Annotated in this window: 13 protein-coding genes; 8 read left to right on the top strand and 5 right to left on the bottom strand. The window is 44.7% G+C overall.

Annotated features, from left to right (window positions below):
- Positions 1 to 426 precede the first annotated feature (426 nt).
- The gene (locus JGK14_RS14670; protein ID WP_325315213.1) at positions 427 to 2700 is read left to right on the top strand and encodes an FdhF/YdeP family oxidoreductase; all 2274 of its coding nucleotides are present in this window, start codon (positions 427 to 429) and stop codon (positions 2698 to 2700) included.
- A gap of 429 nt (positions 2701 to 3129) precedes the next feature.
- Here the strand turns inward: JGK14_RS14670 and JGK14_RS14665 are convergent, their stop codons facing one another.
- The gene (locus JGK14_RS14665; protein ID WP_293217442.1) at positions 3130 to 4371 is read right to left on the bottom strand and encodes a glycosyltransferase; all 1242 of its coding nucleotides are present in this window, start codon (positions 4369 to 4371) and stop codon (positions 3130 to 3132) included.
- Positions 4372 to 4795: 424 nt separating this feature from the next.
- Positions 4796 to 4945, bottom strand: coding sequence for a hypothetical protein (locus JGK14_RS14660; RefSeq protein WP_293317581.1), 150 nt, complete (start codon positions 4943 to 4945; stop codon positions 4796 to 4798).
- A gap of 194 nt (positions 4946 to 5139) precedes the next feature.
- On the opposite strand from JGK14_RS14660, the gene JGK14_RS14655 reads away from it, so the two are divergent.
- On the top strand, positions 5140 to 7659 hold the full coding sequence (locus JGK14_RS14655; RefSeq protein WP_293182329.1) for a serine/threonine-protein kinase: 2520 nt from the start codon (positions 5140 to 5142) through the stop codon (positions 7657 to 7659).
- A gap of 289 nt (positions 7660 to 7948) precedes the next feature.
- On the opposite strand, the gene JGK14_RS14650 is transcribed toward JGK14_RS14655, so the two are convergent.
- Positions 7949 to 9364 carry a hypothetical protein gene (locus JGK14_RS14650; RefSeq protein WP_325315212.1) on the bottom strand — a complete coding sequence of 472 codons (1416 nt, stop codon included), beginning with the start codon at positions 9362 to 9364 and terminating at the stop codon, positions 7949 to 7951.
- 190 nt (positions 9365 to 9554) lie between these two features.
- Between JGK14_RS14650 and JGK14_RS14645 the strand changes: the two genes are divergently transcribed.
- Positions 9555 to 10580 (top strand): hypothetical protein, encoded by a 1026-nt coding sequence (locus tag JGK14_RS14645; RefSeq protein WP_293281796.1) that lies wholly within the window; start codon positions 9555 to 9557, stop codon positions 10578 to 10580.
- A 319-nt stretch (positions 10581 to 10899) separates the two neighbouring features.
- A complete protein-coding gene (locus tag JGK14_RS14640; protein ID WP_325315211.1) occupies positions 10900 to 11064 on the top strand; it encodes a hypothetical protein in 165 nt (54 codons plus the stop codon).
- Positions 11065 to 11219: 155 nt separating this feature from the next.
- Here the strand turns inward: JGK14_RS14640 and JGK14_RS14635 are convergent, their stop codons facing one another.
- A complete protein-coding gene (locus tag JGK14_RS14635; protein WP_293182321.1) occupies positions 11220 to 11552 on the bottom strand; it encodes a TMEM14 family protein in 333 nt (110 codons plus the stop codon).
- Between the two features lie 126 nt (positions 11553 to 11678).
- Here JGK14_RS14635 and JGK14_RS14630 point away from each other — a divergent pair, with 126 nt between their 5' ends.
- The 3 genes from JGK14_RS14630 (at position 11679) to JGK14_RS14620 (ending at position 14428) form a co-directional block, all read left to right on the top strand.
- Complete coding sequence (locus tag JGK14_RS14630) at positions 11679 to 12983, top strand: ATP-binding protein (RefSeq protein ID WP_325315210.1); 1305 nt, start codon at positions 11679 to 11681, stop codon at positions 12981 to 12983.
- Between the two features lie 287 nt (positions 12984 to 13270).
- Positions 13271 to 13717 (top strand): tellurite resistance TerB family protein, encoded by a 447-nt coding sequence (locus JGK14_RS14625; protein WP_293182342.1) that lies wholly within the window; start codon positions 13271 to 13273, stop codon positions 13715 to 13717.
- A 297-nt stretch (positions 13718 to 14014) separates the two neighbouring features.
- Entirely contained in the window at positions 14015 to 14428 is a 414-nt protein-coding gene (locus tag JGK14_RS14620) for an acyl-CoA thioesterase (protein WP_293193227.1), read from the top strand.
- Positions 14429 to 14555: 127 nt separating this feature from the next.
- On the opposite strand, the gene JGK14_RS14615 is transcribed toward JGK14_RS14620, so the two are convergent.
- Positions 14556 to 14753 (bottom strand): hypothetical protein, encoded by a 198-nt coding sequence (locus tag JGK14_RS14615; protein ID WP_325315209.1) that lies wholly within the window; start codon positions 14751 to 14753, stop codon positions 14556 to 14558.
- On the opposite strand from JGK14_RS14615, the gene JGK14_RS14610 reads away from it, so the two are divergent.
- Positions 14740 to 15711, top strand: a complete 972-nt coding sequence (locus JGK14_RS14610; protein ID WP_293182315.1) for a putative 2-dehydropantoate 2-reductase — start codon at positions 14740 to 14742, stop codon at positions 15709 to 15711. The genes JGK14_RS14615 and JGK14_RS14610 overlap by 14 nt on opposite strands.
- Positions 15712 to 15831: the final 120 nt, after the last annotated feature.

The following is a 15831-nucleotide window of genomic DNA, read 5'->3' as shown; positions in this document are numbered from 1 at the left end:
GTAGTTGCGCTTCAGCGCTCTTTCATAAGTAACCAGGCAAAATTCAGAAATACTCTTTACGCTTGTAAGCATTTCAAGCAAAATCCCGTACAATTAATTCGGAACTACTATTTATAGCAAAGAGCGCTCAAGCGCAACAACGTACCTTTAAGAAATCTATCTAGCAAAATCTCGTACAATTAATTCGGAACTACTATTTATAGCAAAGAGCGCTCAAGCGCAACAACGTACCTTTAAGAAATCTATCTAGCAAAATCCCGTACAATTAATTCGGAACTACTATTTATAGCAAAGAGCGCTCAAGCGCAACAACGTACCTTTAAGAAATCTATCTATTGACTAATTTATGGGCTGTAAATTTGCGGTAAATTATAGTAATAAACTTAACTGTACATCAATTCGCAATTCAAACAAAAAATAAACCGTATGGACACCAACTCCCAAAATATCCAACCCGTTCCGCCATTTAGCGACAAAAATGACGAAACGCCAGACATCGGCGGCGGTTTGCCCATAATTGAATATTGGGCAAAGCATACTTTGTCGCCGGAAGGCCCGAAACTTTGGCAAACTTTGCTGCACAAAAGTGCTTGTTTGTCCTGTGCTTGGGGCACTGGCGGGCAGAAAGGAGGCTTTACGAATGAAGATGGCGAAAAACTTCAGCGGTGTATGAAAAGTGTTGAAGCAATTTCGGCTGAAATTAAACCTGCTATCTCGACTAACTATTTTCAACAGCACAGTATTGCAGAACTCCAACAATTAACTTCCAGGGAAGCAGATAGGCTGGGAAGGTTGAGTTTTCCGATGATTTTGCGGGCTGGTGCATCTCATTACGATCGCATTTCATGGCAAGAAGTCTATGAAATTGCCGAGGCTGGATTTCGTAAAAGCCCGCAACGAGTAGCTTCTTATAGTTCGGGTCGCTCTTCCAACGAGGCGGCTTTTCTGCTGCAATTGTTGATGAGGGCGATCGGCTCTAACAACTTAGCAGATTGTTCAGATTTGTGCCACGCTCCCTCGACCACCGGGTTAAAGGAAATGTTTAGCACCGGCACCTCCATAGTCAGTTTAGAAAACTTAAAGCAAGCAGATTGCGTCGTACTCGCGGGTAGCAATTCTTCCTACAACCATCCCCGATTGATGAACGAATTAATTAAAATCCGCGAACAAGGCGGTAAAATAATTGTCATCAATCCAGTGATGGAAATCGGTTTAGTCAAGTTTGCTTCTCCAGCATTTCCCCTCAAATCTCTCGTCCCAGGTTCCGAGATTTCGTCGCTCTACTTGCAGCCAATTCCCGGCAGTGATACAGCCCTATTTGTCGGGATTCAAAAAGCTGTAATTGAACAAGGATTGCTCGATGAAGAATATTTGCAATCTTATACAGAAAACTGGGAAGCAGTAGTGCAACACGCCCGTGAAACCGACTGGAAAACTATTACTCAAACCTGCGGAGTTTCTCAACCAGAAATTGAGGCAGCAGCCAAAATAATCGGCACTTCTCAACGAGTTGTCTTCGGTTGGGCGATGGGAATTACTCAACAACAGAATGCCGTAGATAATATTTTCAGCATCGCCAATACAGCTTTGATGACGGGAAATGTCGGCAAAGTCGGGGCGGGATTATTGCCGGTGAGAGGACACTCAAACGTCCAAGGATTCGGCTCTATGGGCGTGACTGTGAAGCTGAAAAAAGAAGTTCAAGCCGCTCTCGAAAAGCTGTTGGGGCGTCCCCTGAGCCGTGTTAAGGGTTATGAAACTCGATCGCTCATTGAAGCAGCAGATGCAGGCAAAGTCGATACGCTAATCTGTTTGGGCGGCAACTTGTACGGCGCCAACCCAGATTTAACTGAAGCCAAACGCGCTTTAGGCAAGATTGAAACCATTATTTACCTCGCCACCAAACCAAACTTAGGACATTTTAGCGGATTAGCAAAGCACAATACAATTGTTCTGCCGGTGCTGAATCGCTTTGAAAATCCCCACAAGACAACGGTAGAATCGGGTAATAATTTTGTGCGCTTCAATGATGAAGGTGAAACTCATCTCAAAGATGCTGATTTGATTTCTGAAGTGCATTTCTTGACAGAATTGGCTGCCAGAATTCACGGCACTTATCCGGTAGACTGGCGCCAGCTTCAAGATACCAAGTACGTGCGGCAATTGATTGCTCAAACCATTCCCGGCTATGAAAAAATCGCAACAATTGATGAAACTAAAGAGGAATTTACCATCAGCGGGCGGATTTTTGCCGAACCAAAATTTCCCACAAATTCTGGCAAAGCCAAGATGTTTGTCACGCCTTTACCAGTGCTAAAATTACCCGAAATAAAGGATTTTGGTGCATCGAAATCGGTGCGGGGTTTAGTTGTGGCATTGATGACGGGACGCAGTTATTCTCAGCACAATACTGTGGTTTACAAAAATGATGACAAGTACCGGGGAATGCCGCACCGCAACTGCATTTTGATGAATCGCGCCGATGCAGAAAGCGCTGGTATGCAAGAACATCAGCGGGTTACTGTGCAGGGAAATGTGGGGAAAATGGAAAATGTTGAGGTGATTTACGGGGCGGTTCGTGAGGGTGCTGCTTTGATGTTTTATCCTGAAGTTAATGTGATTTTTCACCCGGAGATTGAAAAGCGATCGGGCACGCCTGCTTACAAGCGAGTACCTGCTTTTGTGTACGCAGAAGCATAAGGTACGTTGTGAAAACATCTATATGTAGAGTGCGTCAAGGTACGTTGTTGGGCTTCAGCCCTCTTTCCGAATATCATAAAGAGCGCTGAAGCGCAACTACGTACCTAATTTATATGACTGACGACTATATGTATGGTGCGTCAGCTATCATTATTTTCGCAACAAACCAACAATCTCATACTGACGCACTCCTCGAATAAATGGTGCGTCAGTATCAGACTTTTTGTGCTGATTGAAAATGTCCAACCTGACGCACCCTACTACTAACTGTCATAATTAATAAAGGTACGTTGTTGGGCTTCAGCCCTCTTTCCGAATATCATAAAGAGCGCTGAAGCGCAACAACGTACCTAATTTGTCTGACGAAAAGTCAACCGTATTGAAAGCTGACGCACCCTACCACTAATTTTTGTGAATGCAAAATCTGGATTAATTATTGTTAATTTGCAAAGCTCTCCCGCGCCAAGTCCATCCCCAACCTGTTTCGGTTTTGATCGCAGATCCGATCGCAATTGCCGCAATTAACGTCCCTCCCAAACCTCCCAACCACCAGTATTTCGTCGGACACTCAGAAATTTCGGCACCCAAACGGCGCAAAGTGTAATGGTACCCAATTACGATCGCAGATAAACAGATAGTTAACAACGTAATCGGCAAATGGTAATTGCTAATTTCTAATTGGTGATTGTTAATTATGTTGGCAATTTCGCCGTTAGCCAGCAAAATAGCTAATGCCAACCACGGCATCGGATAAAGAAAGAACATAATTGCTGCCATATAAAACATCGAACCCCAACTGCGGTTAGCGCCGAGATACAGATTCTTTGTCCAGCCTTCCCACAATGCGCTCCAAGACCGATACATCCGCACGGATGCCAAATTTGACCCGGAATAAAGTCCGAGCTTTAAACTCGCACGCTTGATGCGTCTAGCTAATTCCACATCTTCGACAATTTCGCCTGCAACTGCTTCGTGTCCGCCGATTTTTTCGTAAGCCGATCGCCTAAACAGCATAAATGGGCCACCTGCAAAGGCACTGTCTGTTTTTGTAGCATCATTAACGGCTGTAAAATCGAAGCAAACAGCTAGGTTATTGAACATTAAAGGCTGCACCAACCACTCGGAAAAACACCCACAAACCAGCGCTGGCATACAGGTTAGCAGGTCTATTTTCTCGGTTTCGGCTGTGGCGATAGCGGTTTCAATCGCCCCCGGTTTCAGCCGCACGTCGGCATCGATAAATAATAGGAATTCTCCGGTTGCTTCCCGAACAGCTTGGGCGCAGGCCCAGTTTTTGCCCGCCCAATATTGGTTTTCCGGTCGCGCCTCACCTGCTAATATTTTGAGGCGGGGGTCGCCCGGCTGTTGTTGCAGAGTTTGGGCGATCGCCTTCGTGTCGTCTGTCGATCGATCGTCTACAATCAAAACCTCTAGCTTGTCAGCAGACAGGGCTGTACTCTCCAAAATGGCGATCGCGCAATCCCGAATATTCTCGGCTTCGTTGTATGCTGGTACGATTACCGAAATTTTGGGGAAGTCACCCGCCGACGGAAATAACTGCTGAGCCACACTGCCGTTGGTGCGAGGCGCATTTTTGACCGATTGGCGCAAATTCTTGGTGTAAGCTCTACTGACTATGAGAGAAAAAATTACCAGGGTTAACAATATCAAAGCGAACTGACCTCAAAATTTACGTGCACAATTTGTGTCCTTAAATATTAAAAAATATTAAAACAAAAAGCTAGTCGATCGCCCAAAAAGTTATTTTCAGCATCTCCTTTGCTATAATTTGTGAGCATCTTTCGGCTCTACCGCAGCAAGGGGCAAGACCCCTCACCCAGTCTGAGACCGAAAAGCCGAGGATAGATATCAGTTGTCAGAGGATCTTGCAATGGGCGAATTTGTTTCAGTGGATGTGTTTGCGAATACCATAGCGATACTCGGTGCTTTGGGTTTTTTCTTTTTGGGATATCAAGCTTTGCAGATGTTGAAAAAATAAAGTATGGCAATTGTCAGAGGGAACATCTCATTTTTGCAAAAAGCATTTTTATACAGTGCTGTCCCCTCTCGCGTGCTATGTATAGTACGCGAGTTCTTAAGATCCCACTACAAATGCGATCGCACAGATGCACCAATCGTCAGGTGAGTGAGGTACGGATTGGTAATGGGTAATATGCGATCGATCGTGAGTGATGGGTGATGGGTAATGAGTGATTGGCTGGCGAGTACCTCCCTTGATTGACAATCGCTATATCAGTCAATTGAGAATTCGGCAAATCGTTGTAGAGAAATACAGTTAAATGCTTCTCTGGTGGGCATCGAACCCGCCACAAAATAGCAATTTAAATCTCAAATCGACTGACCTAATTACAACTAAAAACTGCCTGCTGTGAAACTGTTTCTTGCGAAAATCAACCAAAAAAAGGCTGCGTTATTATCATGGTGAGCCAACTTTTAGATGGACGCTATCAAGTCATTGAAGTCATAGAAACAGGAGAATTTGGGCAAACCTATCTGGCCAAAGATACTCGTCGCCCCGGTGAACCGCAGTGCTTTGTCAAGCACCTGCGTCCCGGTACCAGCGAGCCCAAATTAATTAATACTACGCGCCGTCTTTTCCAAAAAGAAGCAGAAGTTCTAGAAAAGCTCGGTCAACACGACCAAATCCCTCAGCTATTCGCTTATTTTGAAGAAAATGAAGAATTTTTCTTAGTAGAATCCTTTATTGCCGGTCACTCGCTATCCACAGAGATTGTACCGGGAAAGCCGGTTCCCGAAGAAAAAATTATTCCTTTGTTGAAGGAACTATTAGAAATTTTAGTGTTTGTACACGGACAGGGAGTAATTCACCGAGATATTAAACCAGCAAATTTAATCCGTCGCTATGCAGACAACAAGTTAGTTTTGATTGACTTTGGCTCGGTGAAAGAAATTCACATCGCTCAAAGACAAGCACCGGTAACTGTGCGGATTGGGACGCTGGAATATATGCCGATCGAGCAATTTCAATACAACCCGCAGCTTAACAGCGATATCTACGCCTTGGGAATGATTGGCATCCAAGCTATGACGGGTTTGCCGGCTTACGATTTGCCGAAACTGCGGGATTTGAAAAATTCTAATCGAGGCGAAATTGTTTGGCGCCATTTAACCTCCTGCTCCCAAGCCCTAGCCGATGTTTTGGACAATATGGTGCGCTACGATTTTCGGGAGCGCTACCAGTCGGCGGCGGAGGCTTTGGCCGATTTGCGGAAAATTGGCGATCGATCGCGCACGCGGGTACCCAAACTCACAATCTATCGCGAAGAAGTCGATCGGCGCAGCAGCAGTCGCGGTGACATTACAGTCGTCGGTCGCAGAATATTAGAAGAATTGCGCGTCAGTTTGGAATTGCAACCAGAAGAAGCAGAGGCGATCGAAGATGAGGTATTGAACCCTTACCGCAAATACAGGGAAAAAGGCGAACGCTACGAACAATCGCTGCAAGAAACCATGCAGCAAGAATATCCTTTTTCTGCAAACACTCGCGAGGAATTAAAACGGTTGCAGCAAGTTTTAGGGCTTACCGACGAAGATGCGGCCAGAATCGAAGAATTAGTCGTTCCTAAATCTTTATTCGGTAAATTGTACAAGGCGATCGCGATCGTGTTGGAAGGACACCGCAACCCCAACGCCATTGTGCCCCCAGCCAGCAGCACTCTTCCACTGGGAGTGCAGGCAATTCCGGCGGCATCCCCAGAGGTAAATTTGAACGGAAAAGGGAGTTTATCCATCGCCCCAGACAGCACCAGCGCCTCAGCAATTGTCCCCAAAGAACCTCGCAAAATCAATCCTTATATCGCCGGAGCAACGATTGCAGCCCTCTTAACTGCGATCGGCGGAATTTACGGATACCTCAAATGGCAAGAAAGACAGCAGCAAGTGCAGCAAGAAACCCAACAATTCAATCAAATCGAAGCTTTTTATCAAGAAAGCAATTATGAAGGCTGCATCAGCCAAATCCCAACAATTGCCAAAACTTCCAGCACCTATACCTCCGCCCAAAACTTACAACAAAAGTGCCAAGCAGGTCTCCAATGGAAAAACGCCAAAGTCAAAAACTTCGCCCAGCATTCAGATGCAGTTGGATCTGTTGCTTTTAGTCCAGACGGCTTAATGTTAGCCAGCGGTTCCAAAGACAAAACCATCCAAATTTGGGATTTAGCCACAGGCAAATCGATCCGCACTTTCCCAGGAGATTCATCCACCGTTTGGTCGGTTGCTTTCGATGCAAAAGGTACGAAACTAGCCACAGGAACAGGTTTTTGGAGAGTCATGTTGTGGGATTTAAAAACAGGTCAAGCTACTCGCAGTCTCGATCATAGTGCCTCTGTTTGGTCAGTCGCTATCAGCCCCGACGGACAGCTCGTTGCTAGCGCCAGCGGAGACAAAACCACCAAAATTTCCGATGCCACAACGGGCAATTTGCTCCAGAATTTACCAGATCACACAGATTTTGTTTATTCTGTTGCTTTCACTCCCGATGGCAAAAATTTAGTTAGCGCTTCTAAGGATAAAAAAATCACAATTGTCGATGTAGCAACAGGGAGGTTGCTCAAAACTATTGAAGGACACGGCGACGCGGTGAGGTCTGTGGCAGTTAGCCCGGACGGAAAGACAATTGTTAGCGGCTCCTACGATGAAAGCATTAAAATCTGGAATCTCGAAAGTGGAGATTTAATTCGCTCGATCAAGGGACATTCTGACGATATTGTTTCGGTTGCTATCAGCCCGGACGGGAAATTTATCGCCAGCGGCAGCAAGGATAAAACCATTAAAATTTGGGACTTTGATACCGGAGAATTGCTGAATACTTTGACGGGACATACCGATGAGGTTTATGTAGTGACTTTTAGTCCCGATGGCAAAACTATTGCTAGCGGCTCTAAAGACAATACTATTAAGTTGTGGCTGAGATAATAGACTTGAATTGCAAAAATCGGAAAACACCCTGAAATTATCTGCGTTTATCTGTGTTTATCTGTTTGACATCTGCGGTTTATAGTCTGATTTGTAGTAGGGTGCGTCAGCCAATTCTGGTTCCTCACCTGAAAATTAGGCTACTCGCTGACGCACCCTACAATATCGACTAAGCAGAGCGGTTTTATTGTCGTCAGACAAATTAGGTACGTAGTTGCGCTTGGGCGATCTTTGCTAATATTATAAAGAGCGCCCAAGCGCAACTACGTACCTTGGCCAGCGCTTTCAATTAATTGCAGTAGTTTAACTCTTTTTCTAAGGATTTGGCAAAGTGCCAAGCAGGAGTTTCTATTGTGTCCTCAGTGGGATAAATTTCACTTAAATCCTCTCGACTTTGGAAAAAGTAGTAGAGGTTAGCCACAGTTAAATCGGATATTTCTTGCCAGTTCGAGACCGCTAAAGCTGGATAGCCAGTTGCGATCGCCTGCTGGCACACATAAAACTCGTATCCCCCGCGCAGTTCCGGCTTCAGGGCGAAGGCTAGCTGGTCGCGCAAGGATAGAAAGTGAGACTTTTGCTTTAAACTTTGATAAAGTGAAGGTTCCGCAGTTAATACCGCGAATGTCGTGTGGATGCTGCTTTTTATATGATGGTCGCCGCTGAGTTTATCTAAACTAGCTAACTGGTGCTGCTCTTTGGGAGACAAAGTTTGCATCCAATCTACCTCGTTTTGCCAAAATTCTATTACACTTAGATCGTGACCGAGAATCCTGGTAACTTCTGGAAATAAAAAATCTAGTTCAGATTCCGATTGACATCCTTTCACAACAGTGAGAAGATCGTGACGAATTTTTGATTGAAGTTTGAGCAGGCGATCGCTCACTAGATCGTAAGCCCGCTGCAACTGAAACGTGATGCCCAGCGCCAGCTCGATCGCCCAAACACATTCCATTTGCCGGAGCTTTCCGGCAGAACACAGCCCCTCCAACAAACCGGGACGATCGTAAATTTTTAAAGCCTCAAACAGCATATCTCGCCCGTTATTAATCTCCGAATTCCGCAGCTTGAGATCCGGCACTGTCAGGGCTGACTGGCAGCGTTTAATAGCTTTAGAAAAAATATCGTAACCGTTAACCAGTTGCTGGCGGTGCCTTTGAAAATTAGAGTCATGAGCCACCTTAAAAATCTGCTGAATTACCTCTACTCCCTTATCTTTGAGGATATGCCTGAGATCGATAAACCCGTCTTTAATTTTGAGCTTCTGGTGTTTTGCCTCATCTCTGATTTTTAATACTTGTTCGAGGTTTACTGCTGACAAAACTGTACTCGATACAGCCCCAATACCAATGACGGCAGCAGTCGCTTGCATCACTGCCAAATTAATTTTGAGACAGTTAAGCATTCTGTATATTTTCTGAAACCCCTGGTGACTTTGAGCAAGCTGCAAGGGCGCGACTGTCACGTACACGGGAGCTATCAGCGGCTGTACGGGCCCGCCTCCGCCTAAGTGTGAGAGCAATCCTAGAACTCCGCGATCGCATAGAGTTGTCGTTGTTGATTGATAAAATATTTTGGCAATCTCCACAAACTCCCCTGTCACCGGATCTCTAGCTGCGGGGAGCAATTTTCCAGTTTTGGTGGCAGGCTGTACGAGGTTGCCAGTATTGAGCCTAGCCTGAGTTGTAGGGGTGAATACATAATCCATGTTGTGACACCAGTTTAAAACAAGAATGCAACTGTAGGCCCGCGCTCCAAACCCTGATAGTTATCAGTCATTCCCATTCCCAATTCTAAAATCTAAAATCTAAAATCTAAAATGGTCTGACTCAGTTTGCATTCAAAAAGGGAGATGTTCTGTATTGTATGCTATTTAGGGAAAGGAGGGATGAAACGAAATGAATGAGTATCTCAAGGTATTCCAGGCTATTACCCAGTTTAGCGATCGATTGCTCGCAGATGAATATCAATCCGTGGAGATTAAACAGTCAGCTACCCACCTCAGTCTAGACGTGGAACCTTGTATTCAGGAAATCAAGCAATCAGCCCTCAGACTCAAGGCGTTAGCTCACGTATGTTTCAAAGATGTATCTCAGGCTGAGGATGTCTGGAATAGCAAGCCGAGAATTGCTAAAGCATCTGCTGTTGATGTCTGGGAGCAAATTGGCGAACTAAGCGGATGCGACGTGAGAATTCGCAGTTTGGGAAAACAAGGCAAATATGATGCTATTGTTAAAGTTCGCAAATCGTGGAGCGACAAAGCTACAAAGTTAAAAAATAAGTGGTTTTTGTGGGATCAAAACCAGCAAGTGTTTAAAAAAGATTCTATCGGTTTTTATGACAAAGATAATTTGTACAAAGAATTGCGAAATGAAGTAGACTACCAAGGCGAACGAGTAATTTTAATTGTGGAGAATGAACTCAATTCTATCTTTAAAGAATTACAATCTATTGATATAGAAAAAGTTGAATATTGTATAGAATGCTTCGATTTCAAGAGTCAATCGAAATTTAGAGAGCGACTGCAATCAATAGGCGGCGAGATTGTATCGAAGTTTACGGAACCTCTGAGATATTTGCCGGAGTCTTATATGAAGACTTTTAAAGAAACGCTGAGAGATCCTGTAGAAACTCTGGTTCATAAAAGTAAAATGGGAATCAGCTTGAGCGATTTTGAAGAGTCTTGTAAAGTGATTAGCTCAATCCTGGATGATTTAATTTTAGCAATTTTTGAGGAGCGCATGAAACTGGGAATTAAAACAGTTGAAAAAGCGATTATGTTCTACAATAATTTTTTAGAGAAGCAGGCGCGGTACCAACTAGAGACAGCCCAACAGCGCGCGGCGGAAAAGGATTGGATTGAATACCAGCGGCAGCAACTCAGGGAAGTCGAGCAGTATATTGAATCAGTCATTAGTCATTAGTCATGGGGCATGGGGCATGGGGCATGGGGCATGGGGCATGGGGCATTGGGAATTGGGCATTGGGCATTGGGCATTGGGCATTGGGCATTGGTAATTGGTAATTGGTAATTGGTAATTGGTAATTGGTGTTTTAACTATAGAACCCATTTGAGATCTGATCTATTTTGCGTAAATCTGAGAAACCGGGTTTCTCTCTATATTTCTCGTCATCCAACCCAAAAACTCGTAGAAACCCGGTTTCTCGACATGAGCGTAAATCTCAGCAACGGGTTTCTCTCTATATTTCTCGTCACCCAACCGAAAAACTTAAAGATGTCAAATGGGTTCTATAGTGCGAGTTTCCCGATCGCTAGGAGAGTACGGTGTCGAGCTTCGCGATCGCTATGGAGGAGGCGAGCTTCCCCGCTATGGAGGAGGCGAGCGGGGACGCTCGCACTGCTCTCGGACAATTATTATTCCGATGCAAACGGAAGGATGTAACTAATGACTAATGTCTGCTGAATCCACGCAAAGATAGATACAAGCCACCCAATTAAGTCATAGACCTAAAAAAGTTTAGACTTGAGTTCAATCTCCCAGTAAATGCTGTGGAGTTAATCTAAAATCTCAGATCTAAACTCTAAAATCTAACATCTCAAATCAAAAACCTAACATCGATTGACCGCTGAGTTCGTAAACGATCGCACCCAAAGACGCCAAACTAGCCAAAATCAGCATCCCAGCGGGCATAAACTTGCGAGTTTTGACCAGCCGTACAATAAAAACTACTACTAAAACAGCGGAAATTGCTGCTGCTAATGTTAAACCCCAAGTTTGTCCCATGAGTTGTGCGGTGCCGGCAAAAATTAGCAGCGAACCGCTAACGAGGCCGGAAATGAGCGAGGCTTGGCTTTTGGCTTTGATGTAACCCATGATGCCGCCAATTAGTGTCAAAACGCCGTAGCCGATCGCCGCTGCTGTACCTAAATTCATTTTTAATTCCCCAATTTTCACTCTTTGCATCTCAATTTATACAGCGAGACCTGCAATTCCGGTCACAAATTGTTAGAAAATTTATTAAACCCAGTCCAGATATCTAACTGTTATACAATTGGCATTATGTCAGCCCTAACTTCTAGTGCGATCGCCCAAATCCGTTACCTCCAACGCCAAGCAGCATCCCTGTTGCTATATCAATCAGTTCTCCAAACCCGCGCAGGTCAAGCTTTTCTCGACTTGCTGCAAGCTCTCCACCACAGCGAACTCAGCGGTGTAGAGTGTCAGGTAGCTTACGGTAACTGGTTCAAAATTCAAGCTGCTCAAAATTTGAGCTGGAAAGATTCCCTGATTTTGCAAATTCTCAAAGACGAAAATCCATTTTCTCGCCAAGCTCAGCAAACAGATTTTGCGAGTTTGTCGCCCGCTTTAGTCGAAGCAGCCAGACATGATTTACAAGTGCTGCAAAATATTTATGACTGCACCAGCGAGCAGTTGAGTAAGTGGGTGCGAGTAGCGGGTCAACTTGACTCAGTTCCTCCCATTTGGTATTGCGAAAATGTACTAGAAAACGCCGAAAAGCCACTGCACGGAAAACTAGAAAAATGGTCTAGCGCTGCGGAATCTTTGGCAGAATATTACCGACAGTTTGGCACGGGTTTGTTTGCAGAGTATCGTGCTTTTGGGTGGAAGTCCGGGCAGTTAGCGAGTATTCCGCATCCCGATCACATAAATTTGAAAGAGTTGGTTTGCTGCGATTGGCAGCGGGATGCTCTGGTGAAAAATACAGAGTTTTTGCTGGCTGGTTATCCGGCTTTGCACGTCTTGCTGTACGGAAGTCGCGGCTCGGGTAAGTCTTCGTTGGTGAAGTCGCTGTTAAATGAATTTGGATCTCGCAATTTGCGATTGATTGAAGTATCTAAATCGGATTTGCAAGATTTAGCGCTAATTGTGGAGAAGTTGCGGGGAGTTCCTCAAAAGTTTATTGTTTTTGTAGACGACCTTTCATTTGAGGAAGATGATGATGCTTTTAAATCCTTGAAAGTTGTTTTAGAAGGAAATGTCACCGCCCGGCCTCAAAATGTAGTTGTTTACGCCACATCTAATCGCAGGCATTTAATTCGAGAGTTTTTTGATGACAGGCCTCGCCCCCGTGACGGTGATGAAGTTCACGCTTGGGATACCGTGCAGGAAAAACTCTCATTTAGCGATCGCTTTGGCTTGACTTTAACTTTTGAACCTGCGGATCAAAACACTTATTTAACAATTGTCCGACATCTCGCCGAACGAGCTGGCATCAAGCTCGCTGTTGAGGATTTGGAACACCGCGCTAAGGAATGGGCAACTCGCCGCAACGGGCGCTCTGGAAGGACTGCGCGGCAGTTTGTTGATTTTCTGAAAGCTGATTTAGCTTTGTTTGAGAAGTAGATTGTCTGCGCTGGGAGAGCGAGTTTTACCAAAAATAATTGGTCGAAAGCCTCTCCTCTTCCTTCCAGATCAAGTGCTGTCAACTGTCAACTGTCAACTGTCAACTGTCACCCGCCCTTACAGCGCCGAAGGCAAAAATTAAAAATCTTAATTTTTTCATAATTTTAGTAATAATAAATAACTCAGCAGATTTGATATAATTGTTGAAATCCCCAGCCAAGGAAGCTTCCAAAGCCAGAGCCCATAGGGACTCCGTGAATCCACTACTAAAGAATGAGGAAAGTATTATGGGTTTATTTGACAAAGTATCGCAGACTCGCCAACAAACTGATGTCACGTTAGGGCCTGCCGAAGCATTTGCGGCGATCGCGCTAATTGCCGTAGCAGCCGACGGTTACATCAATGACAGCGAAAGTAAAGCGATTAGCATGACACTATCTCGGATGCAACTTTTCCGCAGCTATCCAGATGATGTGATGCGAAAAATGCTCGATCGGCTGCTGAACATTCTGCAACGGCAAGGAGTTCAGGTACTGTTTAATGCGGCTTTGGCAACACTTCCCGACGAACTTAAAGAAACAGTTTTTGCTGTGACAACTGATATTGCTTTAGCAGATGGCGAGGTTTCAGAAGAAGAAGAACAACTTTTGAACGATCTTTACTGTGCATTGGATCTTTCCGAAGAAATTGCCCTCAAGATTATAGACGTGATGTTGATTAAAAACAAAGGTTAAGAAAGCAGGGGCAGGGGCAGGAGTGAGGAGGGTGAGTTTGAGAAGATCAAAAATTAGCGCCTGCTTAGTTAGGCGATCGCTGCTGCAAAAGTGCTGGTTTACCGATATGATGGTTGTTCAACAGTTGACAGTTGACAGTTGACAGTTGACAGTTGGAGAGCGACCTCTATCTAGAAGCCTGAGTATTGGAGTAATGAATAGCCCGATCTTAACTTCTCCCTCAAAGGGTTCTGGCTTTCAACCAATTCTTTCTGGTAAAATTCAGCTTTAATTTGCGATCGCCCGCGACTACCTCAAATGCCTTTTACTTACACCCGCACTGTGCGCTTTCAAGATACCGATGCTGCTGGAGTCGTTTACTTTGCAAACGTTTTGGCGATGTGCCACGAAGCTTACGAGGCATCTCTAGCAGCATCAGGAGTCAATCTCAGAGCATTTTTTGGCGATCGAGAGGTTGCATTTCCGATAATTCATGCTAGTGTAGATTTTTATCGTCCACTATTTGCGGGCGATCGGCTGACGATTCAATTGACGCCCACACAAGTTGCAGGCGATGAATTTGAAATTGCCTATCAAGTATTTTCAGGGGAAGTTGCAGGCAGAAGCTGGGCTAAAGCTCTGACTAAGCACGTCTGCATCGATGCAGTTAGCAGAACCAAAAAACAGCTATCTGAAGACTTAATGCAGTGGATGAGGCAATTTGAGAGTTGAGATTTTAGATAACTTCAATATTTAAATAATAGCAGGGAATGACAGTCAAATTTCTGTTTAGTTTAAAATTTCTTCTGACTTATTTATATTAAGTAGTTCCACTTAATTAAACGTAAATACAGATGACTTAAAAACCAGCTCTATAAGAAGCATTCTTCCTTCTTCCGACTTCCCTCTTCCTGATAACGTTCGCGAGCGGGGACGCTCGCGCTACTGACCTTCTTCCTTCTTCCTTCTTCCTTCTTCCTTCTTCCTTCTTCCTTCTTCCTTCTTCCTTCTTCCTTCTTCCTTCTTCCTTCTTCCTTCTTCTTATGACAAATCGCAATTATGCCATAGTCGGCACGGGAGCTTTAGGCGGATTCTACGGTGCTAGACTGCAAAAAGCTGGTTTAGAAGTCAATTTTTTGCTGCGGAGCGATTACGAGCGCGTCAAAAAACATGGTTTGATTGTCGAGTCTCCCGAAGGCGACTTCACCCTCCCGCAAGTCCGCGCCTACCGCGACGCGCACAAAATGCCTAAGTGCGACGTAGTAATTGTCGCGTTGAAAACAACTCAAAATCACTTGTTGCCAAAACTTTTGCCTCCTCTATTAAAGGATAACGGCGCGGTTTTAGTATTGCAAAACGGACTGAATACCGAACCGGAAGTAGCTAAAATTGTCGGTGCAGAACGAGTGGTGGGCGGGCTGTGCTTTCTCTGTTCTTATAAAGTCAGCCCCGGTCATATCTGCCACCTAGATTACGGTACGATCACGCTAGGCGAATATGCCAAAGACTACAAAGCCATCGGTATTACTGATAGATTGCACCATATTGCTAGGGATTTTAAACGCGCTCACATTCCGATTAAAATGAGCGAAGATTTGCTATTGTCTAGGTGGAAAAAGCTGGTTTGGAATATTCCTTATAACGGGCTCTCTGTGGTTTTGAATGCGAGAACCGACGAACTGATGGCGAATCCGAATACTCTGATTTTAGTTGAGCAAATCATGAGGGAAGTGGTAGCAGGGGCCAAAAGTTGCGATCGCATTATTCCCGATGATTTTATCCCGCATATGCTGGAATACACTCATAAAATGAAGCCTTACCGCACCAGCATGAAAATCGATTACGATGAATCGCGTCCTCTGGAGGTTGAGGCAATTTTTGGCAATCCCATGCGGGTAGCCCAAAAAGCAGGTATTAAGTTGCCACAAATAGAGGTACTTTACCAAATGTTGAAGTTTGTGGATGTTCAAAGGCAAGAAGCTGAGAAGACGAGAAGGCTGTTAGGTGTGGATTAATTGGGAATTGGGAATTGGGAATTGGGCATTGGGCATTGGGAATTGGGAATTGGGCATTGGGCATTGGGCGGGTTTTTGAGATTTCTCACTTGTGTTGTAGATATTGATGAACCCGCCCTA

Source organism: Microcoleus sp. PH2017_28_MFU_U_A (assembly GCF_020738035.1).
Lineage (GTDB): Bacteria > Cyanobacteriota > Cyanobacteriia > Cyanobacteriales > Microcoleaceae > Microcoleus.
Note: the sequence above shows the minus strand (reverse complement) of the source record. Positions and strands in the feature narration are given on the sequence as shown.

Bases quoted from the DNA above. Each gene is read 5' to 3' on its own strand.
- JGK14_RS14670 (WP_325315213.1), top strand. From the start codon at position 427: ATGGACACCAACTCCCAAAATATCCAACCCGTTCCGCCATTTAGCGAC.
- JGK14_RS14655 (WP_293182329.1), top strand. From the start codon at position 5,140: ATGGTGAGCCAACTTTTAGATGGACGCTATCAAGTCATTGAAGTCATA.
- JGK14_RS14650 (WP_325315212.1), bottom strand. From the start codon at position 9,364: ATGGATTATGTATTCACCCCTACAACTCAGGCTAGGCTCAATACTGGC.
- JGK14_RS14645 (WP_293281796.1), top strand. From the start codon at position 9,555: ATGAATGAGTATCTCAAGGTATTCCAGGCTATTACCCAGTTTAGCGAT.
- JGK14_RS14640 (WP_325315211.1), top strand. From the start codon at position 10,900: ATGGGTTCTATAGTGCGAGTTTCCCGATCGCTAGGAGAGTACGGTGTC.
- JGK14_RS14635 (WP_293182321.1), bottom strand. From the start codon at position 11,552: ATGAATTTAGGTACAGCAGCGGCGATCGGCTACGGCGTTTTGACACTA.
- JGK14_RS14630 (WP_325315210.1), top strand. From the start codon at position 11,679: ATGTCAGCCCTAACTTCTAGTGCGATCGCCCAAATCCGTTACCTCCAA.
- JGK14_RS14625 (WP_293182342.1), top strand. From the start codon at position 13,271: ATGGGTTTATTTGACAAAGTATCGCAGACTCGCCAACAAACTGATGTC.
- JGK14_RS14620 (WP_293193227.1), top strand. From the start codon at position 14,015: ATGCCTTTTACTTACACCCGCACTGTGCGCTTTCAAGATACCGATGCT.
- JGK14_RS14610 (WP_293182315.1), top strand. From the start codon at position 14,740: ATGACAAATCGCAATTATGCCATAGTCGGCACGGGAGCTTTAGGCGGA.